This is a genomic window from Synechococcus sp. BO 8801 (assembly GCF_002252675.1).
Taxonomy (GTDB): Bacteria; Cyanobacteriota; Cyanobacteriia; order PCC-6307; family Cyanobiaceae; genus Cyanobium.
On record NZ_NQKY01000005.1, the window covers coordinates 151,517 to 170,247 of the forward strand.

Annotated in this window: 25 protein-coding genes and 1 tRNA gene; 13 read left to right on the forward strand and 13 right to left on the reverse strand. The window is 70.4% G+C overall.

Annotated elements, in window-relative coordinates; all coding sequences use genetic code 11:
• Positions 1-2: 2 nt before the first annotated feature.
• From CJZ86_RS06050 to psbB, 4 genes are all read right to left on the reverse strand, one after another.
• The gene (locus tag CJZ86_RS06050; RefSeq protein WP_094585049.1) at positions 3-1,079 is read right to left on the reverse strand and encodes a 30S ribosomal protein S1; all 1,077 of its coding nucleotides are present in this window, start codon (positions 1,077-1,079) and stop codon (positions 3-5) included.
• A gap of 127 nt (positions 1,080-1,206) precedes the next feature.
• Positions 1,207-1,692, reverse strand: coding sequence for a transcriptional regulator NrdR (gene nrdR, locus CJZ86_RS06055; protein ID WP_094585050.1), 486 nt, complete (start codon positions 1,690-1,692; stop codon positions 1,207-1,209).
• Positions 1,693-1,824: 132 nt separating this feature from the next.
• Positions 1,825-1,920 carry a photosystem II reaction center protein T gene (locus CJZ86_RS06060; protein WP_010314684.1) on the reverse strand — a complete coding sequence of 32 codons (96 nt, stop codon included), beginning with the start codon at positions 1,918-1,920 and terminating at the stop codon, positions 1,825-1,827.
• 24 nt (positions 1,921-1,944) lie between these two features.
• The gene (gene psbB, locus CJZ86_RS06065) at positions 1,945-3,504 is read right to left on the reverse strand and encodes a photosystem II chlorophyll-binding protein CP47 (protein ID WP_094585051.1); all 1,560 of its coding nucleotides are present in this window, start codon (positions 3,502-3,504) and stop codon (positions 1,945-1,947) included.
• Between the two features lie 192 nt (positions 3,505-3,696).
• Between psbB and CJZ86_RS06070 the strand changes: the two genes are divergently transcribed.
• Both CJZ86_RS06070 and psbM read left to right on the forward strand, forming a co-directional pair.
• Positions 3,697-4,167: a 2Fe-2S iron-sulfur cluster-binding protein gene (locus tag CJZ86_RS06070; protein WP_094585052.1), complete on the forward strand. Its 471-nt coding sequence runs from the start codon at positions 3,697-3,699 to the stop codon at positions 4,165-4,167.
• Between the two features lie 27 nt (positions 4,168-4,194).
• On the forward strand, positions 4,195-4,302 hold the full coding sequence (gene psbM / locus CJZ86_RS06075) for a photosystem II reaction center protein PsbM (protein ID WP_015109223.1): 108 nt from the start codon (positions 4,195-4,197) through the stop codon (positions 4,300-4,302).
• A gap of 7 nt (positions 4,303-4,309) precedes the next feature.
• Here psbM and CJZ86_RS06080 read toward each other — a convergent pair whose 3' ends face one another.
• Complete coding sequence (locus CJZ86_RS06080) at positions 4,310-5,161, reverse strand: universal stress protein (RefSeq protein WP_094585053.1); 852 nt, start codon at positions 5,159-5,161, stop codon at positions 4,310-4,312.
• Positions 5,162-5,232: 71 nt separating this feature from the next.
• Between CJZ86_RS06080 and CJZ86_RS06085 the strand changes: the two genes are divergently transcribed.
• The 6 genes from CJZ86_RS06085 (at position 5,233) to CJZ86_RS06105 (ending at position 9,402) form a co-directional block, all read left to right on the forward strand.
• On the forward strand, positions 5,233-5,697 hold the full coding sequence (locus CJZ86_RS06085) for an acyl-CoA thioesterase (RefSeq protein ID WP_094585081.1): 465 nt from the start codon (positions 5,233-5,235) through the stop codon (positions 5,695-5,697).
• A gap of 36 nt (positions 5,698-5,733) precedes the next feature.
• A complete protein-coding gene (locus CJZ86_RS06090) occupies positions 5,734-6,900 on the forward strand; it encodes a DNA-processing protein DprA (RefSeq protein ID WP_094585054.1) in 1,167 nt (388 codons plus the stop codon).
• 28 nt (positions 6,901-6,928) lie between these two features.
• Entirely contained in the window at positions 6,929-7,864 is a 936-nt protein-coding gene (gene prmC, locus CJZ86_RS06095; protein WP_094585055.1) for a peptide chain release factor N(5)-glutamine methyltransferase, read from the forward strand.
• A complete protein-coding gene (locus tag CJZ86_RS06100) occupies positions 7,861-8,454 on the forward strand; it encodes an L-threonylcarbamoyladenylate synthase (protein ID WP_094585056.1) in 594 nt (197 codons plus the stop codon). The genes prmC and CJZ86_RS06100 overlap by 4 nt, the downstream gene beginning before the upstream one ends.
• Complete coding sequence (locus CJZ86_RS16945; protein ID WP_158219515.1) at positions 8,454-8,606, forward strand: hypothetical protein; 153 nt, start codon at positions 8,454-8,456, stop codon at positions 8,604-8,606. Before CJZ86_RS06100 ends, CJZ86_RS16945 begins: the two co-directional genes overlap by 1 nt.
• Before the next feature lie 142 nt (positions 8,607-8,748).
• Positions 8,749-9,402, forward strand: a complete 654-nt coding sequence (locus CJZ86_RS06105) for a TMEM165/GDT1 family protein (RefSeq protein WP_190611623.1) — start codon at positions 8,749-8,751, stop codon at positions 9,400-9,402.
• Positions 9,403-9,408: 6 nt separating this feature from the next.
• Here CJZ86_RS06105 and CJZ86_RS06110 read toward each other — a convergent pair whose 3' ends face one another.
• From CJZ86_RS06110 to minD, 5 genes are all read right to left on the reverse strand, one after another.
• A complete protein-coding gene (locus tag CJZ86_RS06110) occupies positions 9,409-9,744 on the reverse strand; it encodes a hypothetical protein (protein WP_094585058.1) in 336 nt (111 codons plus the stop codon).
• Between the two features lie 61 nt (positions 9,745-9,805).
• A tRNA-Thr gene (locus CJZ86_RS06115) sits at positions 9,806-9,877 on the reverse strand.
• Between the two features lie 23 nt (positions 9,878-9,900).
• Positions 9,901-10,104: a response regulator transcription factor gene (locus tag CJZ86_RS06120; protein WP_233133869.1), complete on the reverse strand. Its 204-nt coding sequence runs from the start codon at positions 10,102-10,104 to the stop codon at positions 9,901-9,903.
• A gap of 61 nt (positions 10,105-10,165) precedes the next feature.
• Positions 10,166-10,561, reverse strand: a complete 396-nt coding sequence (minE, locus tag CJZ86_RS06125; RefSeq protein ID WP_094585060.1) for a cell division topological specificity factor MinE — start codon at positions 10,559-10,561, stop codon at positions 10,166-10,168.
• Between the two features lie 5 nt (positions 10,562-10,566).
• On the reverse strand, positions 10,567-11,400 hold the full coding sequence (gene minD / locus CJZ86_RS06130; RefSeq protein WP_198960082.1) for a septum site-determining protein MinD: 834 nt from the start codon (positions 11,398-11,400) through the stop codon (positions 10,567-10,569).
• A gap of 90 nt (positions 11,401-11,490) precedes the next feature.
• Between minD and CJZ86_RS06135 the strand changes: the two genes are divergently transcribed.
• Genes CJZ86_RS06135 through CJZ86_RS06145 form a run of 3 tightly spaced genes read left to right on the forward strand, consistent with a single transcriptional unit; the run spans position 11,491 to position 13,692 of the window.
• On the forward strand, positions 11,491-12,489 hold the full coding sequence (locus CJZ86_RS06135) for a phospholipase D-like domain-containing protein (RefSeq protein WP_094585061.1): 999 nt from the start codon (positions 11,491-11,493) through the stop codon (positions 12,487-12,489).
• Positions 12,482-13,078, forward strand: coding sequence for a chromate transporter (locus tag CJZ86_RS06140; RefSeq protein WP_094585062.1), 597 nt, complete (start codon positions 12,482-12,484; stop codon positions 13,076-13,078). Before CJZ86_RS06135 ends, CJZ86_RS06140 begins: the two co-directional genes overlap by 8 nt.
• On the forward strand, positions 13,078-13,692 hold the full coding sequence (locus CJZ86_RS06145) for a chromate transporter (RefSeq protein ID WP_094585063.1): 615 nt from the start codon (positions 13,078-13,080) through the stop codon (positions 13,690-13,692). The genes CJZ86_RS06140 and CJZ86_RS06145 overlap by 1 nt, the downstream gene beginning before the upstream one ends.
• A gap of 29 nt (positions 13,693-13,721) precedes the next feature.
• Here CJZ86_RS06145 and CJZ86_RS06150 read toward each other — a convergent pair whose 3' ends face one another.
• Genes CJZ86_RS06150 through ctpZ form a run of 3 tightly spaced genes read right to left on the reverse strand, consistent with a single transcriptional unit; the run spans position 13,722 to position 16,994 of the window.
• Positions 13,722-14,399, reverse strand: a complete 678-nt coding sequence (locus CJZ86_RS06150; protein ID WP_094585064.1) for a septum site-determining protein MinC — start codon at positions 14,397-14,399, stop codon at positions 13,722-13,724.
• Between the two features lie 25 nt (positions 14,400-14,424).
• A complete protein-coding gene (locus tag CJZ86_RS06155; RefSeq protein ID WP_094585065.1) occupies positions 14,425-15,699 on the reverse strand; it encodes an HD domain-containing protein in 1,275 nt (424 codons plus the stop codon).
• Entirely contained in the window at positions 15,696-16,994 is a 1,299-nt protein-coding gene (gene ctpZ / locus CJZ86_RS06160; RefSeq protein WP_094585066.1) for a carboxyl-terminal processing protease CtpZ, read from the reverse strand. The genes CJZ86_RS06155 and ctpZ overlap by 4 nt, the downstream gene beginning before the upstream one ends.
• A 50-nt stretch (positions 16,995-17,044) precedes the next feature.
• Between ctpZ and petB the strand changes: the two genes are divergently transcribed.
• Together petB and petD are read left to right on the forward strand one after the other, a co-directional pair.
• A complete protein-coding gene (gene petB, locus CJZ86_RS06165) occupies positions 17,045-17,719 on the forward strand; it encodes a cytochrome b6 (RefSeq protein ID WP_015109205.1) in 675 nt (224 codons plus the stop codon).
• Positions 17,720-17,776: 57 nt separating this feature from the next.
• Positions 17,777-18,259: a cytochrome b6-f complex subunit IV gene (gene petD / locus CJZ86_RS06170; RefSeq protein WP_094585067.1), complete on the forward strand. Its 483-nt coding sequence runs from the start codon at positions 17,777-17,779 to the stop codon at positions 18,257-18,259.
• Positions 18,260-18,731 lie beyond the last annotated feature (472 nt).

The following is an 18,731-nucleotide window of genomic DNA, read 5'->3' on the forward strand; positions in this document are numbered from 1 at the left end:
GCTCATTCGAGGGAGACACCCATGGGCTCGCTGTCCTCGGCCTGCTCGAGCAGCATCTGCTTGTAGCGGGCGGCCATCTCCTCGGCCTTGTCGAACACCTTCTGGGGATCGCTGAGCATGTCGCCCGGTTCCGGCTCGAGGGCCTTGGTGGACAGGGAGATCCGGCCCCGCTCGGCGTCGAGATCGATGATCATCACCTTCATCTGATCGTTGACGTTGAGCACCGTGTGGGGAGTCTCGATGTGCTCGTGGCTGATCTCGGAGATGTGCAGCAGACCGCTGACGCCGCCGATGTCGATGAAGGCGCCGTAGGGCTTGATGCCCCGGACGGTACCCAGCACCACTTCGCCCACTTCCAGGCGATTCATCTTGCGCTCCACCAGGGCGCGGCGATGGCTGAGCACCAGCCGGTTGCGCTCTTCGTCCACCTCGAGGAACTTGAGGGGCAGGAAGTCGGCCACGAGTTCCTCCTTGGCCTTGCGGGTGCTGATGTGGCTGCCGGGGATGAAGCCCCGCAGACCCTCCACCCGCACCAGGGCGCCGCCGCGGTTGGTGGCGAACACCTCGCTGTAGATCGTGGCGTCCTCCTTCTGCAGCTGGCGCACCCGTTCCCAGGCGCGCTGGTACTCGATGCGACGGACCGACAGCGTCAGCTGGCCGTCCTCGTTCTCCTCGCTGAGGATGAAGAACTCGCGCACCTCGCCGGGTTCGAGCACGTCGGAGAGGTGCTCGACGCGGTTGATCGACACCTCCTGGAGGGGCATGAAGGCGGCGGTCTTGGCGCCGATGTCGATCATGGCGCCCTTGGATTCCAAGGCGAAGACGGTGCCGTTGACGACGTCGCCGGGCTTGAAGTTGTAGTCGTACTTGCTGAGCAGGGCCGCGAACTCGTCCAGCGTGAAGCCCACACCGTCGCCGTCCCGTGCGCTGACCCGGCTGCTGGAGTCGTCGGCGCTGGGCACCTCTTCCGGGATCGCCAGATCGAGATCGGCTGTGGTCTCGATGTCGGCGGCCTCCTCGCTGCTGATCGGCGTGAGGGCCTCGAGGGTGTCGGCTTCGGAAGAAGGAGTGAGGGTCATGGAGCTGGGGCGGTCTGCCGGTGGCAGTGCGAAGGAACGGGATGGCTGCCCGCCTGCAGCGCACACCCGATCGATCACTCTATCAATGGACCGGCGCCCCGATCAGCTCGCGGGCCTGGGGCCGGGTTCAGCCCACCACCGCCAGCCGGCTCTTGGCCTTGCCGCGGCTGCCCAGCCCTTCGAGGGTGGCCACGAAATCGCTGACGCTCTGGAACTGGCGATACACGGAGGCGAAGCGCACGTAGGCCACCTCGCTCATCTCCCGCAGGCGCTGGAGCACCAGCTCGCCGATCTCGTTGCTGCTCACCTCGCGGCCGACCCGCTGCTGCAGGGCCAGTTCGATGTCGTCAACGACGGCCTCGAGCCGGGCCGGTTCCAGGCCCGTCTTTTCGCAGGCCCTCAGCAGACCGTGCAGCAGTTTGCTGCGGTTGAAGGTTTCGCGGCTGCCGTTGCGCTTGACCACGGTGATCGGAACGGTCTCGACCCGTTCGTAGGTGGTGAAGCGGAAATCGCAGTTGAGGCACTCCCTTCGCCGCCGCACGCTGCGCCCGGAATCGGCGGCCCTTGATTCCAGAACGCGGCTATCGGTGTGTTGGCAGGAGGGACATTGCATCCCCGGGCACGCGTCCAAGTGTTCGGAGTGTAAACAGCTACGCGCGCAAAGAGAAGGGGGGTCTCCCGGTTGGGGCCCTAAGCATGAAAAAGCCCCCGGTTTCCCGGGGGCTGCATCAATCAGGAAGGCTGGTCACTTGCCGATTTTCGGGGGATCGCGGAAGGCGATCGCGAAAAACAGCGTGGAAATGGCCAGGGCCAGGATCAGGATGTAGGCGAAGCTCTCCATGGGAATCCTCGGGGGGACTGGCGGTCAGCTGAGGGTGGAACCGGCCGGGGGCACGTAGCCCTCGGGCAGGCGCCGGGTGGAACGGTCGCCCAGTTTGGCGAACAGACCGAACTCCACCTGCTCACCGAGATCGGGGTCGATACCGGCGAAGACATCACGGTAGAGGGTGCGGGCACCGTGCCAGATGTGGCCGAAGAAGAAGAGCAGGGCGAAGCAGGCGTGGCCGAAGGTGAACCAGCCGCGGGGGGAACTGCGGAAGGTGCCGTCGGAGTGGTAGGTCTCACGGTCGAACTCGAAGGCCTCGCCGAGCTGGGCCTTGCGGGCCAGCCGCTTGACATCCGCCGGGTCGGTGAAGGTCTGACCGTTGAGGGCACCGCCGTAGACGGTGGCCGTCACACCCTGCTGCTCGAAGGAGTACTTCGCTTCGGCCCGACGGAACGGGATGTCGGCGCGGACGATGCCCTGCTCGTCCTGGAGCACCACCGGGAAGTTCTCGAAGAAGTTGGGCAGACGACGAACCTCGAGGTCATGGCCTTCCTTGTCGGTGAAGGCGATGTGACCGATCCAGGAGGTGGGCAGGCCGTCACCGTTGATCATCGGGCCCACGCGGAACAGACCACCCTTGGCGGGGCTGTTGCCGACGTAGTCGTAGAAGGCCAGCTTCTCGGGAATGGCCGCGAAGGCCTCCTGCTTGGTGGCGCCGTTGTCGATGGCCGTCTGGACGCGGCGGTTGATCTCGGTCTTGAAGTAGCCCTGATCCCACTGGTAGCGGGTGGGGCCGAACAGCTCAACCGGGGTGGCTGCCGAGCCGTACCACATGGTTCCGGCCACGATGAAGGCCGCGAAGAACACCGCGGCGATGGCGCTGGCCAGCACCGTCTCGATGTTGCCCATGCGAAGGGCCTTGTAGAGGCGCTCCGGGGGTCGGGTGGTGATGTGGAAGATGCCGGCGATGATCCCGACGATGCCGGCGGCGATGTGGTGCGCCACGATCCCGCCCGGGTTGAAGGGGTTGAAGCCCTCGGGTCCCCAGGCGGGCTGCACCGGTTCGAGGTGGCCCGTCAGGCTGTAGGGATCGGAGATCCACATCCCCGGACCGAACACGCCGGTGAGGTGGAAGGCGCCGAAGCCGAAGCAGCCGAGACCCGCCAGGAGCAGGTGGATGCCGAAGATCTTGGGAAGGTCGAGAGCGGGCTCCCCTGAGCGGGGGTCCTGCCAGATCTCGAGATCCCAGTAGGTCCAGTGCCAGATGGCGGCCAGGAAGAGCAGGCCGCTGAAGATGATGTGGGCGGCGGCCACGCCCTCGAAGCTCCAGAAGCCGGGGTCGACGCCGGTTTCACCGGTGACGCTCCAGCCTCCCCAGCTGCCCGTCACGCCCAGGCGGGCCATGAAGGGCATGACGAACATGCCCTGGCGCCACATGGGGTTGAGGACCGGGTCGGAGGGGTCGAAGATCGCGAGCTCGTAGAGCGCCATGGAGCCGGCCCAGCCGGCTACCAGGGCGGTGTGCATGAGGTGCACGGCCAGCAGTCGGCCCGGGTCGTTGATGACGACCGTGTGCACCCGGTACCAGGGCAATCCCATTGGGGGGTCAGGTCTGGGTTGACAGTTGCCGAAGCCGGTCGCCGGGGCGATGGCGGCTAAGGAGACGCTCGGTGGATACCGATCCGTGCTGGCGATGGTAAGGGTTGCGGGCAACGGCACGGGGCCCAGGTAACGGACCGCAACGGCGCACCTCACAATGGGAGCCGTCCAGTTCCCCCAGAGGCTTCCGCCATGCCCGTGATCCGGTTCGTGCGTGAGCAGCGTGACGTGGAGTGCTATCCGGGGGAGAACCTCCGCGAGGTCGCCCTGCGCGAAGGCATCGAGCTGTACGGCCTCAAGGGACGGCTGGGCAACTGCGGCGGCTGCGGCCAGTGCATCACCTGCTTCGTGGAGGTGGTGGAGGGCGGAGCGGCCAACGCCCTCACGGAGCAGACGGCGGTGGAGCAGCTCAAGCTGAGACGGCGTCCCCAGGGCTGGCGGCTGGCCTGTCAGGCCCTGGTGCAGAAATCGGTGATGGTGCTCACCAGGCCCCAGGTGGGACTCGCGGACCGGGAGGGCGACCTGGCCCGGGCCCGCACCCAGCCCCTGCCGGAGGGTCCCACCGCCTGGCCCCTCCCCCCCGAGGAGGAGGAGCCGGAGGGGGAGGCCGGCCCATCCGCAACGAGCGATGAAGGGGGCGTCCTTCCCGCCGATGGGCGGTGATACCTTCTCAGAACCTCTCCAGCAGTCATGGAAACCAACGACCTCGGCTTCGTTGCCAGCCTCCTGTTCGTTCTGGTTCCCGCCGTTTTTCTGATCATTCTCTACATCCAGACCAACAGCCGCCAGGGCGGCTGAGTCGGCCTCAGCGCGCCCGTCCCTCCGGTTCCCGCACCAGCAGGACCGGAGCCGGAGCGTGGACCCGGATGTAATCGCTGACCGAGCTGCCCAGCAGCTTGTCGAGATCCACCAGGGCCCGGGCCACGAGCGGCCTGCGGTCTTGGGAGGCAATCACCACCAGATCCGCCTTCGCCTCTTCGGCGGCGGCACACACACCGCGGGCGATGTCGCCCGTGAGATGCACGCCCTTCATCTCCACGCCGAAGCTGCGGGCCCTTTGGATCGCCTTCTGCAGCACGTCGTCGCCGGGGGTGCGTCCCCCCCGCGAAGGTGTGATGTCCTGGCGGGACACATGCACGCCGGTGAGGCTGCCGCCGGGGATGCCCTGGACCAGCTCGCAGGCCAGCCGCAGGGCATCGTCGCCGACCCCGGTGCCGTCGATGGCCACCAGCACCCGGTTGATGGCCTTCACGTAGAGGTCGTCCCGGACCAGCAGCATGGGCCGGGTGGAGAGCTGGAAGACGTACTGGCTGGCGCTGTTGCCGAGGATCGACTGCAGCCGGCCCAGGCCCCGCGACCCCATCACGATCAGGTCGGCCTCCAGCTCATCGGCCACGTTCAGCACGGTCAGCTTGGCGTCGCCCTCCCGCACCAGGGTGTTGACCTCGCCGGGGCTGAGACCGAGACGTTCGATGGCCTCCTTGATCAGCACCTCGGCCTGCTGGCGGTGGCTCTCCAGATCCAGACCCCCCTGCTCGGGAATCACGTGCAGCAGGTTGATCCGGGCCTGACGGCAGGGGGGGATGTCGCGCAGGATGCGGACCATCTCCTCCACATGACCCTTGCCGGAATCGGCGATCAGCAGGTTGCGGAACACGGACGTCAAAGAGGCTCTGGATCAGCCTATGGCTGATCCTCTGTCCGCAGTCCCCCGTGGTGAAGACCGTGATGCAGCGCTCCGAAGCGGGTTGGTGGTGCCTGAACCGGCGGGTGCTGCCGCAGCACACCGACCACGCCGGCGTGATGTGGCACGGGGCCTATCTGGCCTGGCTGGAGGAGGCCCGCGTCGAGGCCCTGGCCCGGGCCGGCCTCCACTACAGCGACCTGTCGGCCCGTGGGCTGGAGCTGCCGGTGGTGGGCCTGCGCATCGATTACCGCCAGGCCCTGCTCCACGGTGACGCGGTCGCGATCCACAGCCGGGTGCTGCCGCGGGAGGGCGTGAAGCTTCCCTGGCAGAGCCGCTTCCTGCGCCCGGATGGGGCGCTGGCGGCCGAGGCCTGCGTCGACCTCGTTCTGGTGGATCTCTCCGGGGGTGCGGCGCGGCGCCGGCTGCAGCGGCGGCTGCCGCAGGACCTGGAGCAGGCCCTGGCCATCCTGCGGGAGGGACCACCCGACACCGGGATCCAGCCATAGTACGTTTGTACTGCTGATCGGACGCCGGCGCGGGCCATGGGAGATCTGGTGCAGGGGGCGTTCCCCCGCAGGCTGTCTGCGGTCTGGGACCGGCAGCAGCGGCTGTGGTGGCTGCTCTGGAGCCGCTGCCCCGGCCTCGGTTGGCAGCGGCTGCGGGCCCTTGAGGCCAGCTGTGGTGGGCTGGCCGCCGCCTGGGGGGCTTCCGCTGCCGAGCTGGCGGCGGTGCCGGGTCTCGGTGAGGGGCTGGTGGCGGGGGTGGAGCGCTTCCGCCGCCGCTGGGGGCCCCGGCCCCTGGAGGCCTTTGCGCCCCGGTGCCGCTTCGGCCGCGGCGTGCTCGTCCCCGGCGATCGGGGCTGGCCAGCGGGCCTGGGGGAGCTGCAGCGGCCGCCCCTGCAGCTGTGCTGGCAGGGACGGGGCAGCCTCTGGCCCCACCTGGGCCAACGCCGTTCGGTGGCGGTGGTGGGCACCCGCCGCCCGTCCCTTCACGGTCTCTCGATGGCCCAGGCCATCGGTGCTGCCCTGGCCGAGGCGGGCTGGCCCGTTGTGAGCGGGCTGGCGGAGGGCATCGATGGGGCCGCCCACCAGGGGTGTCTGGCGGCCGGAGGGGCCCCGGTGGGGGTGCTGGGCACACCGCTGGGTCGCGCCTATCCCCTCCATCACGCACTGCTGCAGAGCCAGGTGGCCCGCCAGGGTCTGCTGGTGAGCGAGCTGGCCGAGGGCGCCGCCGTGCGTCCCGGCAGCTTCGCCGCCCGTAACCGCCTGCTGGTGGCCATGGCGGCGGCGGTGGTGGTGGTGGAGTGCCCGGTTGTCAGCGGGGCGCTCCACTCGGCCGAGCTGGCCTGGCAGCTGGAGCTGCCCCTGTGGGTGGTGCCCGCCGATGCCGGCCGGGCCTCGGCCATGGGCAGCAACCGGCTGCTGGCCAGGGGGGCCACACCCCTGCTCCTCCCCGCCGACCTGATCGGCCAGCTGGGTCCCGGCCCCCTGGCCCGCCGCGGGCCCCGGTCGGCACCGCCAGGGGAGCCGGCGGATGCCGAGGTGATGGCGGCCGAGGGCCTGCTGGCGGCGGTGGGCGGAGGTGCCAGCCTCGAGCAGCTGAGCCTGGCGCTCGATCGCCCCATGGCCGAGCTGATGCCCCGGCTGCTGGAGCTGGAGCTGGCCGGGCGGCTGCGGGCCGAAGCGGGCCTCTGCTGGCGTCCCTGCTGAGGCCGTCGCCCCTGATTAGGCTCCCCCCATGCGTTCCCAGGCCGACCCCGCCCCGCTCTCCGCACCACCGTCGCCCGGGTCCGAGGCCCTGACGGTCACGGGGGCGGAACTGCTGGAGTGGCGCCGCCGCCTGCTGGCCCGGGGCGGCGCCGCTGCCGACCTCGACTGGCTGCTGGATCTGGGCGGCGGGCTGCGCTGGAGCCAGCTGCAGTCGCTCTGGTGTCACCCGCAGGCCCCCGTCCGGCTCGATCGCCCGCTGCAGGCGCTCGAAGCCCTCTGGCGCCGCCACCGCCACACCCACGAGCCCCTGCAGTACCTGGTGGGCCGTTGCCCCTGGCGCGACCTGGAGCTGCCGGTGGCCCCCGGGGTGCTGATACCCCGGCAGGAAACGGAGCTGTTGGTGGACCTGGCCCTGGAGCTGCGGCGGCCGGGCCGCCCCATCGCCTGCTGGGCCGACCTGGGCACCGGATCCGGCTGTCTGGCCATCGCCCTGGCCCGCAGCCTGCCCACCAGCCGGGGCTTCGCCGTCGAGGCCAGCGCCGAGGCCCTGGCCCAGGCCGGCGCCAACTTCGCCCGCTGGGACCTGCAGCGCCAGGTCACCCTGCTGGCGGGCGACTGGTGGCAGCCGGTGGAGCCCTGGTGGGGCGAGCTGGATCTGGTGGTGAGCAACCCCCCCTACATCCCCAGCGCCACCCTGGCCGGCCTGGAGCCGGTGGTGCGCGATCACGAACCCCGGCAGGCCCTCGATGGTGGTCCCGACGGGCTGACGGCCCTCCGCTCGATCGTGGCCGGGGCCCTGCAGGCGCTGGCCCCTGGCGGCCTGCTGCTGCTGGAGCACCACCACGACCAGAGCGAGGCGGTCGGCGAGCTGCTGCGCGCCGCCGGTCTGGAGCGCCCCGGGGTCCACGCCGACCTGGAGGGCCAGGCCCGCTTCGCCAGTGCCTGGAGGCCCGGCGCCCGATGAACGGTCCCGCCGATCTGGCCAGGTGCCTGGCGGCCGGGGAGGCCGTCCTGTTCCCCACCGACACCCTGCCGGCCCTGGCCTGCCGGCCCGCGGCGGCCGCCCTGCTCTGGCGCCTCAAGCAACGGCCCGCCGACAAGCCCCTGATCCTGATGGGGGCCGACCTGCCCCAGCTGATCGCGGTCCTCGGGGTGCCCTGGCAGGAGGCCTGGCTGGAGCAGGCCCGGTGCAGCTGGCCCGGGGCCGTCACCCTGGTGCTGCCGGTCACCGGAGCCCTCACCGACCATCTCCACCCCGGTGGCACCAGCCTCGGCCTGCGCGTGCCGGCCTGCGAGCGGGCCCGGGAGCTGCTGCGCCTCAGCGGTCCGCTGGCCACCACCAGCGCCAACCGTTCCGGCCAGCCTGCGGCCACCACGGCGGCGGAAGCGGCGAGCGAGTTTCCGGGGCTGGCCCTGCTGGAGCCCCTGCCCTGGCCCCCGGGGTCGGGGCAGGCCAGCACCGTCCTGGCCTGGCGGGGGGAGGAGCGCAGCGACGAGCCATGGGCGGTGCTCCGCTCCGGGGCCACGCCGGCGCCGGGCGCTGGAGGCGCCTGATGCTGCCGCTCCTGCTGGTGGTGCTGCTGGGGGTGTCCCTCAGCCACTGGACGCTGGTGCCCCTGGTGCACCTGGCCACCCCCATCTTCGATCTGGGCTGGCTCGGCTGGCTGCTGCTGGCCCTCGGCCTCTGGCTGTTCGCCGGCGCCTGATGGCCCCCCGCTGACGTGACGCCCACCCAGCGGCCGCCCGGGGCCGGCCGGCACCTAGCCTCCCCAGCGATTCCCCCGGCATCGCCCTTGCCCGCGGCCGGTCCCGTTGTCCAGCGCCGATGGAGGCGTGCCCGACGCCCCCATGACCCTTCCCCCCGCCGGTGATCCCGGCCTGGCCGCCTTCGGCTCCAGCCTCACGGCCATCACCCTGGCCGAGCTGGGCGACAAGACCTTCTTCATGGCCCTGATCCTGGCGGCGCGCCATCGCCCCCGCTGGGTGTTCGTGGGGGCCTTCGCCGCCCTCACCCTGGTCACCCTTCTGTCCCTGGGGATGGGGTACGGCCTCAGGGAGTGGCTCCCCCAGGCCATCGTTCCCTGGCTGGCAGCGGCCCTGTTCCTCGGCTTCGGCATCAAGCTGCTGGTGGATGCCGCCGGCCTGCCCGCCGATGCCGCCAAGGAGGAGGCCCAGGAGGCCAGGGAGGCGATCGACGCCGCCGAGAGCGATGGCAGCATCCGTGGCCCGGGGGCCGTGATCTGGGAAGCCTTCGTGCTCGTGTTCCTGGCCGAACTCGGGGATCGCACCCAGTTCGCCACCATCTTTCTGGCGGCGGCGCCGGCCTTCACCTTCGCCGGCCTGCTGGCCGGCACGCTGCTGGGCCATGCCCTGGTGACCTGGCTGGCGGTGGGCGCGGGCCAGTGGATCGGCGGCAGGATCAGCGAGAGGGTGCTCTACCGCCTCAGTGGTGGCCTGTTCCTGGCCTTCGGCCTGCTGTCGCTCTGGCAGGCCATCGGCTGACGCCCTTCAGCGGGAAGCGGGTTGCTGCAGATCCCAGCGGAACAGCCCCCGCAAGGTGGGCTGCTGGAACGGGCCTTCCTCCATCGTCGGGGCGAAATCCACCCGTTCGTTGACGGGAACCGTCAGGGGGCGCGCCGGTGGGCCGACGGCCGGCAGCGTTCTGGACCCAGCCGCTGGCGCCGGGCCGCTGGGATCGGCGTAGCGGGTGCGGATGCCGGGACTGCCCAGGATCTCGGCGCCGGAGCGGGCCGGCGGCAGGGGCGGTGGCGGGCCCGGTGGGACCTGGGCCAGGGCCCCCGGCAGGACGATCAGCCCTGCCACCAGCCAGGTGTGGCTCGCCATGGCCTCCCGTGCGCTGTGCTGCGCCGATGGTAAGGGCGGTGGCGGCGCCCATCCCCTGGCAAGCCGGCTAACGGATTTGAACCGATGGCCTTCGCTTTACAAAAGCGCTGCTCTACCACTGAGCTAAGCCGGCGAGGGCCCTTGGCCCAGCCCAGCCTATCCCTGGGCCAGGGCCCAGAGCAGCAGCTGGGTGCGGCTGCGGCAGCCGGTCTTGGCCAGCAGATGGGAGACGTGGCACTCCACCGTGCGCGGGCTCAGCACCAGCTGGGCGGCGATGTGGCGGTTGCTGTCGCCCTGGCGCAGCAGATCGAGGACCCGTTGCTCCGCTGGGGTGATCGCCACCGGGAACGCTTCGGCCACGGCCTGCCATCGCTGCACTGCCTGCAGGATTCCCGCCGGCCGTCTCCCGGGCGGCGGCGTCTCAGTCGGGATCGGCGGGGGAGGGATCTTCGGTCGGTTCGCTGGCCAGGGGAACGGCCAGCTCCTGCGGAGCGGCTTCGGCATCGGGCGCCTGGGCCATGCCCACGGCGGCGGCCGCCGCCACCAGGGCCGGCAGGGGACGGGCCCGCTTGATCGGCAGGTTGGCCACCAGGGCGGTGACGCGGTCCTCGGTCTCCAGGCTCACGTCGCCCTCCTCGATGTCGATCTCCACGTAGCGCTGCACCACCTCGAGGATTTCGCGCCGCATCTGCTCGAGCAGTTCGGGATTGAGGTCGCTGCGGTCGTGGGCCAGCACCAGCTGCAGCCGCTCCTTGGCCATGGTGCCGCTGGGTTTCTGGCGCCCCAGCAACCGTTGGATGAAATCGAACAGCGTCATGGTGCTCAGAAGAGACCGGTGGTTTTGCGGATCTTGTTCATCAGCCGGGCGCGCAGGCCCCTGCGGGCCTTGGAGGGATCCTCCAGGGGGATGTCCTCGCCCCGCAGGCGCCGGGCGATGTTCTGGTAGGCCTTCGCGGCGGGGGATCCGTTGCCGTTGAGGGTGAGCGGTTCCCCCCGGTTGGTGGACACGATCACCTGCTCGTCCTCCACCACCAGGCCCACCAGGGGCAGGGCCAGGATGTCGGTGACGTCATCGACGCCCAGCATTTCCTGGCTGGCCATCATCTTGGGCCGCACCCGGTTCAGCACCAGTTGCACCGGCGTCACGCCCCGGGTGTTGAGCAGGCCGATCACCCGGTCGGCATCCCGCACGGCCGACACTTCCGGCGTGGTGATCACGATCGCCTCGCGGGCCGCGGCGGCGGCGTTCTTGAAGCCGTCCTCGATCCCGGCCGGGCAGTCGATCAGAACGAAATCAGCCCGCTCCGCCACCATCGCCACGATGCGCTGCATGTCCTCGGGGGTGAGCCACTCGAGCATCCGGGGATTGCCGGCGGGCAGGAGGGAGAGATTCGGTTCCTGCTTGTGCTTCACCAGGGCCTGCTCCAGCCGGCAGGTTTCGGCCAGCACCTCCTGGGCGGTGTAGACGATCCGGTTCTCCAGGCCGAGCAGCAGATCGAGATTGCGCAGGCCGAAATCGGCATCGAGAACGACGGTGCGCTCCCCCAGCCGGGCCAGGGCGATCCCCAGGTTGGCGGTGAGGGTCGTCTTGCCGACGCCCCCCTTGCCGGAGCAGATGAGGATGATGCGAGGGGAGGCTGACGTCACGGCGTCCACGGGCGTCGGCGCAGGCTAATCCCACCGGGCGGAACGGCTGTGCCAAGGCCTGGAACTGCCGCTAGAAAGGCCCATCCCCTCCACGCTGCGATGACCACTGCCCCCCACCGGCCCCAGAGGCTGCTGGTGATGCCCGACGACGGTGTGGACGCGGTGGTCGCGCTGATCGAGACCGCCAGCGAGCAGCTGCTGCTCAAGCAGTTCAAGCTGCAGTCGGAGGCGGTGGAGGAGGCCCTGCGGCGGGCCCGGGAGCGGGGGGTGGAGGTGCGGGTCATGCTCAACCCCCACACCTCCGGCGGCGACCGCTGGAACGACGAGGCCTTCGCCCGCCTCCAGGGCTGGGGCATCGACACCGCCTGGACCAGCGAGGCCTTCCCGGTGACCCACGAGAAATCGATGGTGGTCGACCGGCACACCGCCCTGGTGGCCACCTTCAACCTGGCCGACAAGTACTTCACCGAGACCCGCGACTACGGGGTGCTCACCTACAACCCGGCCGTGGTGGCCCAGGTGACCGCCGGTTTCGAGGCCGACTGGCAGCGCGTCTTCTTCCAGCCCGACCTGGGGGTGGGCCTGGTGTGGAGCAGCGCCCACAGCCGCGGTCAGATGGCCCGCATCGTCGATGCCGCCACCCGCACCCTCTGGATCCAGCACCCCAAGTTCGTCGATGCGGTGATCCTCGAGCGGATCATCAGTGCCCGGGAGCGGGGGGTGAAGGTGCGGGTGCTGTGCGGCGGCAAGCACGGCATCAGCGACTGGGACATCTACGACACCTTCTCCTCCCTGCGGGTGATGCAGCGCTTCGGCGTCAAGGTGCGGCGCCAGCAGCGGCCCAAGCTGCACGCCAAGCTGATCCTGGTGGATGGGGCCTTCGCCCAGACGGGCTCGATGAACATCGACCGCAGTGCCTTCGATCTGCGCCGCGAACTGGGCATCGAGAGCGATGCCCCCGAGGTGGTGGCGCGGCTGCGCGAGATGTTCGAGACCGACTGGGAGAACGCCGACAAGTACAACGCCCCCGATCCCCTCGACCCCAAGTATCACGAGGAAGGGGAACTGCCTCCGGATCCCCATTTCGTCCATGACTGAGTCCCCCGCCCCCGCCCCGACGGACGCTCCGCCCGGGCTGGGGCAGCTGTTCACGGGCATGTTGATGGTGGCCCTGTCCGCCTTCGGCGGCGGCCTCTCGGCCTGGAGCCAGCGGATCATCGTCGAGCAGCGCCGCTGGATGAGCAACGAGGAGTTCCTCACCGGACTCACCGTGGCGCGGCTCTTCCCCGGCCCCAACCAGATCAACATGGCCGTCTACGTCGGCACCTTCTTCCGCGGCCTGCCCGGGGCCCTGGCGGCCCTGGCGGGGATGCTGCTGGTGCCCTTCACCCTGCTGATGGCGATCGGGCTGCTCTATTTCCAGTTCCACAGCCTGCCCGCCCTTGATCGGGTGCTGGCGGGGGTGGTGGCGGCGGCGGCGGGGATGGCCCTGTCGATGGGCTTCAAGATCCTCGATGAGTACTGGAAGGATCCGATGGCCCTGCTGCTGGCGGCGGTCACCTTCGTGCTGATGACGTTCTTCCATGTGCGGCTGGTGCCGCTGGTGCTGGTGGCCGGCCCCCTGGCGATGGCCTGGTACTGGCCGCGGCGGTCCCAGCCCGGGTCCCCGGCCGGAGAGCCCCGCTGATGGCGCCCCTGCTGCTGGCGGCCGCCGCCGAGGCGGCCAGCTGCGCCCCCATGCGCCTCAACGATCTCGGCCACCTGCTGCAGGTGATGGGCACCTTTCTTGGCCTGTCGCTGTTCTCCCTGGGGGGCGGCAACACCCTGCTGGCCGAGTACCACCACCTCAGCGTCGTCCAGTACTGCTGGCTGCGGCCCGCCCAGTTCGCCGACATCTACGCCCTGGCCGAGGCGGCCCCCGGCCCCAGCTCCATGATCGTGGGGCTGCTCGGCATGGGGGCCGGCTGGCCCGAGGGGCCCGGCTGGGCCCTGCTGAGCGCCTACGGCGCCGAGATCGCCATCCTGCTGCCCTCCACCCTGCTGATGGTGGTGGCCTGCCTCAGCTGGAACCGGCTGCGGGAGTCCCCCTGGCGGGTGGCCTTCGAGCGGGGCCTGGGCCCGATCACCCTCGGCATCCTGTTCGCCGTGGGGGTCAAGATCCTCCAGACCGCCGACACCAACGCCCCCGGGGTGGTGGTGTCCCTGCTGGTGTGCGTGCTGATGCTGCGCACCCGGATCTCGCCGCTGTGGTTCATGGCGGTGGCCGGCGGGCTCGGGGCCTTCGGCCTGATCAACCGCTGATCAACCGCTGATCAACCGCTGATCTCCGCTCAACCGCTGAAGTCCGGTGCGGCCGGATCGATGCGGATCTCCCCCTCCACCAGCGTGGCCTGCTCGGCCAGCCCTGGTGGCGGCAGACCCTCGGGGCCCCTTGCCACCACATCGGCGATGCGCAGCTGCAGGGGTCGCAGCTGCAGGGCCACGATGCGCGCCTCCCGGTTTCCGCTGACGCCGGCATGGGCGACGCCCCGCAGCCGCCCCCACACCAGGACATTGCCGGCGGCGCTGATCCGGGCGCCGGGGTTCACATCCCCCAGCAGCAGCACCGAACCTTCCCCCTGCAGATGGTCGCCGGCGCGCAGGGTGCCGCGATGCACGAGCAGGTCGGGTGCCGCTGCCCCCGGGGCCGCGGCGGATGGCGCCGACCGCGGCGGGCCCGGATCGGTGTCGAGGCCGAGGGCGGCAGCGGCCACAAGGGTTTCCGGCCGGCGGCTGGCGACGCGCACCAGTTTCAGCTGCACCGATCCCAGCAGCTCCTGCAGCTGGCGCAGGTCCGGCAGCCGCAGCAGCCAGCGGCCCGCCTCCAGCACCACGGCGCCCGCCGGTGGCTGCCGACTGCCGAGGGCATAGCGCACCTCCTCGAGGGCACTGGCGGATCCCTCCTCGGCCGGCAGCCGCAGCAGGTGGGGCTGCTGGCCATCGATCGCCTGGATCAGTGCGGCTGCCACGACGATGCCCTGCGGTGCAGCGAACCTAGAGGTCCCGCCGGCCGGCGTCGTCCCGCCGCCGCACCGCCAGGGTCTCCCGCAGCGCATCGCTGACCCGGGCCGGATGGATCAGCCAGGCCATGTCGACCGTCTGGCAGAGGCTGGCCACCAGGGGCGAGCGCTGCTCGAGGGCCTGCAGCCGCTGGCCGTCCCAGAGGCGCAGGCCCCCGGAATAGGGGTGATAGCCCCGGCTCTGGCGCTGCTCCAGGGCGCAGCAGCCGTCCGCCACCAGGCCGGCCCGTTCGCACAGCCCCCGTGCCACCGCCAGCAGTTCGATCTGGCTGGCCGGGGAGAGGTCGCTGACGTCGGTGGCCTTCGGCAGACGCCGCTCCAGCAGCCGCCCGCAGGGATCGGCCAGCTCCTCGGGCCCCTCCTCCCGCCAGCGCACCAGGTGGTAGCCGGTGCGGATGTCGTCGTTGGCCAGGTAGCTGTCCAGATCGAGGTGATCCCGGTCCCAGAGCCAGCGGGCCATGGTGGCGTCCGCCCAGACCAGGCCCGGGCCGAGCCTGCGGGCCACGCTGATCACCCTGTTGAGCAGCCAGTTGCAGACGATGTTGAGCCGGTGGTTGTAGACGCTCCGGTACATCAGATGGCGCACCACCAGGTAGTGCTCCACCGCCATCAGGCCGCGGGGGTGGAGGGCCAGATCCCCGTCGGGCGCCAGGGTGAGGCTGGCGAGGATCCGCTCCAGATCCAGCTGGCCGTAGCGGGTGCCGGTGCTGTAGCTGTCGCGCAGCAGGTAGTCGAGGCGGTCGCAGTCCAGCTGGCTGCTCACCAGCGCCTTGATCGCCCGGCTCGGGTGGCGGCCGTGCTCCAGCAGATCAGCCACCAGGGCGGCCCGGCCCGGGGCGCCGTCATCGAGCCGGTCCCGCAGGGCGGGATGGTCGCGGATCAGCCGGCCCGACCAGGTCTCGTGCCGCAGGCCGAACATCTCCTCGCCGGAGTGGCTGAGGGGCCCGTGGCCCACGTCGTGCAGCAGGGCGGCGGCATAGAGCACGTCCCGGTGCCGGGACAGGGAGGGGTCGAGCCGCTCCAGCTGCTGCAGGGCCAGCCGCGCCACCGCCAGCACCCCGAGGGAATGGGTGAAGCGGCTGGATTCCGCTCCGTGGAAGGTGAGGAAGGCGGGCCCCAGCTGGCGGATGCGCCGCAGCCGTTGGAAGGGGGCGGTGTCGATCAGGTCGATCACCAGGGCCTCGGCCGGATCCTGGCGATCCAGGCGGATCGCCCCGTGGAGCGGGTCGTGGTAGGTGCGCTGGCTCATGGGACCGGGGCCGACAGACCGGCGACCAGCAGCCCGGCCGCGTCCTGCAGCCAGGCGTCCTGCTCTCCATCGGGCTCCAGCGGCTCCGGCTGGGGCAGGAGCACGTCCGGCTCGATGCCCTGGTTCTGGATGTCGCGACCGCTGGGGGTGAGGTAGCGGGCCACGGTCACCGCCAGGCCGCTGCCGTCACTCAGGTTGATCAGGGTCTGGATCAGCCCCTTGCCGAAGGTGCGGCTGCCGGCCAGGCGCGAGCGGCCGCTGTCCTGGAGGGCCCCGGCCAGGATCTCGCTGGCGCTGGCCGTGCCGGCGTTCACCAGGGTGAGCATGGGGCCGCCATACAGCTGTCCAGGACCCGCCTGCTGCCGGTCGGCGATGCCGCCCCGGTCCTGGGTCTCCACGATCGGGTCCCCGTTGAGCAATCCGTCGGCCACCGCCAGACCGGCGGCCACCAGGCCCCCGGAGTTGTTACGCAGATCCAGGATCAGCCCCTCGATCGGCCCGCTGCCACCGGGGGCGGTCAGGGCGGCCAGGGCGGCCCGCACCTGCTGGGGCACCGGCTCGCTGAACTGGGTGATCCGCAGGTAACCGAGGCTGTGGCCCTCGCTGAGCAGGCGGTGGCTGCGTACCGGCTGCAGATCCACCTCGCGGCGATCGAGCAGCACCTCGCTCTCCTGTCCCGAGGGCGCGCGCAGGGCCACGAGCACGTCGCTGCCGGCCGGTCCCCGCAGCCGGGCGGCGGTGCCGTCCAGCCCCAGCTCCTCCGCCGATGTGCCGTTCACCCGCAGGATCTCCGTGCCGGAAACGATCCCGGCGTCGGCGGCGGGGGAGGCGTCGAGGGGGGCGATCACCACGATCCGCTGGTCCCCCGCCCGCCGGCCCAGTTGCAGTCCCACACCGCTCACCCGGCCCTGGGTGCTGGAGCGCAGGGTGGCGAACTCCTCCGGGCGCAGCATCCGGGTGTAGGGGTCGTCGATGGGGGCCAGCATCGCCTCGATCGCTGCGTAGGCCTCCAGCGAGCTGCTGATCGGCTGCTCCAGGGTCTTCTGGCGCAGGCGCCGCCACTGCACCGCCTCCAGCCGCTCCGGATCGACGTAGCTCTGGTTCACCAGCCGCCAGGCCTCCACCACCAGCTGCTGGGCATCGTTGAGCGCCAGCGCCGCTGCGGGCATGCCGAGCGGCAGGCACAGGAGCAGGCAGAGCCCGGTCCCCACCAGGAGCCGGAGCGGCGCCAATCGGGTGCGCAGCCCTGTTGCAAAGCATTGAGCCGGCAGGGAGCGGCGGGCCGGGTCTCTCACGGGGGGGTCAGAACGATCGGTAGACTCTCGCAACCCAAGCCCCACGCTGCATGGCGAACTCGTCCACCGGCGCCAAGTCGTCCCCGATCTATGACTGGTTCGAGGAGCGCCTGGAGATCCAGGCCATTGCCGACGATATCTCCGCCAAGTACGTCCCCCCCCACGTCAATATCTTCTATTGCCTGGGCGGCATCACCCTGGTCTGCTTCCTGATCCAGTTCGCGACCGGGTTCGCGATGACCTTCTACTACAAGCCCACGGTGGTGGAGGCCTACAGCTCGGTCCAGTACCTGATGACCGACGTCAGCTTCGGCTGGCTGATCCGCTCGGTCCATCGCTGGAGCGCCAGCATGATGGTGCTGATGCTGATCCTGCACGTCTTCCGGGTGTACCTCACCGGCGGCTTCAAGCGTCCCCGTGAGCTCACCTGGGTCACCGGCGTCACCATGGCCGTGATCACCGTGTCGTTCGGCGTCACCGGCTACTCCCTCCCCTGGGACCAGGTCGGTTACTGGGCCGTGAAGATCGTCAGCGGCGTCCCCGCCGCCGTCCCGGTGGTCGGCGACTTCATGGTCGAGCTGCTCCGCGGTGGTGAGAGCGTCGGCCAGTCCACCCTGACCCGCTTCTACAGCCTCCACACCTTCGTGCTGCCCTGGCTGCTGGCGGTGTTCATGCTGATCCACTTCCTGATGATCCGTAAGCAGGGCATCTCCGGCCCGCTCTGAACCCCGTTCTTCCCCTTAGCCTTCCCCCACCGGTCACCAGCGCTCCGAGCTCCCACCATGCACATCCTCAAGAAGCCTGACCTCACCGATCCCAAGCTGCGGGCCAAGCTGGCCAAGGGCATGGGGCACAATTACTACGGTGAGCCGGCCTGGCCCAACGACCTCCTCTACATCTTCCCGGTGGTGATCCTCGGGACGATCGCCTGCCTCGTCGGGCTGGCCGTCATGGATCCGGCGATGCTGGGTGATCGGGCCGATCCCTTCGCCACCCCGCTGGAGATCCTCCCCGAGTGGTACCTCTACCCGGTGTTCCAGATCCTCAGGGTCGTCCCCAACAAGCTGCTGGGCATCACCCTGCAGACGATGGTCCCCCTGGGTCTGATGCTGATCCCCTTCATCGAGAGCTTCAACAAGTTCCAGAACCCCTTCCGCCGGCCTGTGGCCATGGGTGCCTTCCTGTTCGGCACCGTGTTCACCATCTACCTCGGCATCGGCGCCTGCCTGCCCATCGACAAGTCCCTCACCCTGGGCCTGTTCTGAGTCGTCGGTCGGCTTCCGCCACCTTCCATACCCTTCAAGCCGCGAGCCATCGCGGCTTTTTTTTGTGCCCGTTTTCCGGCAGCCCCTTGAGCGTGGGCCTGGGCCTCGCCTTTGGCGCTCTGTCCGGCAGGTCGGTCCGCACGGGTCTGGGGGAGTCCACAGGCCCTCGGCACGTCCCTCAGGGACGGCTGGCAGCGTCGCTGACCCTGCTCCGGTTGCTCAGCCCAGCCAGCCGCTCCAGTCCATCCTGCCGCCAGGGGAACAGCTCTGCTGAGCCCACCCCCGTCCCTGGGGCTGCTCCGATCTGGCGCTGGCCCCAGCTGGGCAGGCAAGGAACCGCTGATTTGGGCCCTCCCCCTGGTGTGCTCGCCCAAGGTGATATGATTTTGGACTGCGCCCCAGAGAGCGAGAGCTCGAGCGGGGGGCAGGCTTACGGGATCGAGAGGCGCGAGCCGACGGTGTTGTAAGTTTT

What these genes read in the sequence shown, in the direction of transcription:
- CJZ86_RS06060 (WP_010314684.1), bottom strand. Translation starts at nt 1,920, where the DNA reads ATGGAGAGCTTCGCCTACATCCTGATCCTGGCCCTGGCCATTTCCACG.
- minE (WP_094585060.1), bottom strand. Translation starts at nt 10,561, where the DNA reads ATGACGCTGTTCGATTTCATCCAACGGTTGCTGGGGCGCCAGAAACCC.
- psbB (WP_094585051.1), bottom strand. Translation starts at nt 3,504, where the DNA reads ATGGGATTGCCCTGGTACCGGGTGCACACGGTCGTCATCAACGACCCG.
- CJZ86_RS06105 (WP_190611623.1), top strand. Translation starts at nt 8,749, where the DNA reads ATGACCCTTCCCCCCGCCGGTGATCCCGGCCTGGCCGCCTTCGGCTCC.
- petB (WP_015109205.1), top strand. Translation starts at nt 17,045, where the DNA reads ATGGCGAACTCGTCCACCGGCGCCAAGTCGTCCCCGATCTATGACTGG.
- nrdR (WP_094585050.1), bottom strand. Translation starts at nt 1,692, where the DNA reads ATGCAATGTCCCTCCTGCCAACACACCGATAGCCGCGTTCTGGAATCA.
- CJZ86_RS16945 (WP_158219515.1), top strand. Translation starts at nt 8,454, where the DNA reads ATGCTGCCGCTCCTGCTGGTGGTGCTGCTGGGGGTGTCCCTCAGCCAC.
- CJZ86_RS06110 (WP_094585058.1), bottom strand. Translation starts at nt 9,744, where the DNA reads ATGGCGAGCCACACCTGGCTGGTGGCAGGGCTGATCGTCCTGCCGGGG.
- prmC (WP_094585055.1), top strand. Translation starts at nt 6,929, where the DNA reads ATGCGTTCCCAGGCCGACCCCGCCCCGCTCTCCGCACCACCGTCGCCC.
- CJZ86_RS06090 (WP_094585054.1), top strand. Translation starts at nt 5,734, where the DNA reads ATGGGAGATCTGGTGCAGGGGGCGTTCCCCCGCAGGCTGTCTGCGGTC.
- CJZ86_RS06085 (WP_094585081.1), top strand. Translation starts at nt 5,233, where the DNA reads ATGCAGCGCTCCGAAGCGGGTTGGTGGTGCCTGAACCGGCGGGTGCTG.
- CJZ86_RS06050 (WP_094585049.1), bottom strand. Translation starts at nt 1,079, where the DNA reads ATGACCCTCACTCCTTCTTCCGAAGCCGACACCCTCGAGGCCCTCACG.
- CJZ86_RS06070 (WP_094585052.1), top strand. Translation starts at nt 3,697, where the DNA reads ATGCCCGTGATCCGGTTCGTGCGTGAGCAGCGTGACGTGGAGTGCTAT.
- CJZ86_RS06135 (WP_094585061.1), top strand. Translation starts at nt 11,491, where the DNA reads ATGACCACTGCCCCCCACCGGCCCCAGAGGCTGCTGGTGATGCCCGAC.
- psbM (WP_015109223.1), top strand. Translation starts at nt 4,195, where the DNA reads ATGGAAACCAACGACCTCGGCTTCGTTGCCAGCCTCCTGTTCGTTCTG.
- CJZ86_RS06100 (WP_094585056.1), top strand. Translation starts at nt 7,861, where the DNA reads ATGAACGGTCCCGCCGATCTGGCCAGGTGCCTGGCGGCCGGGGAGGCC.
- petD (WP_094585067.1), top strand. Translation starts at nt 17,777, where the DNA reads ATGCACATCCTCAAGAAGCCTGACCTCACCGATCCCAAGCTGCGGGCC.
- CJZ86_RS06145 (WP_094585063.1), top strand. Translation starts at nt 13,078, where the DNA reads ATGGCGCCCCTGCTGCTGGCGGCCGCCGCCGAGGCGGCCAGCTGCGCC.
- CJZ86_RS06155 (WP_094585065.1), bottom strand. Translation starts at nt 15,699, where the DNA reads ATGAGCCAGCGCACCTACCACGACCCGCTCCACGGGGCGATCCGCCTG.
- CJZ86_RS06140 (WP_094585062.1), top strand. Translation starts at nt 12,482, where the DNA reads ATGACTGAGTCCCCCGCCCCCGCCCCGACGGACGCTCCGCCCGGGCTG.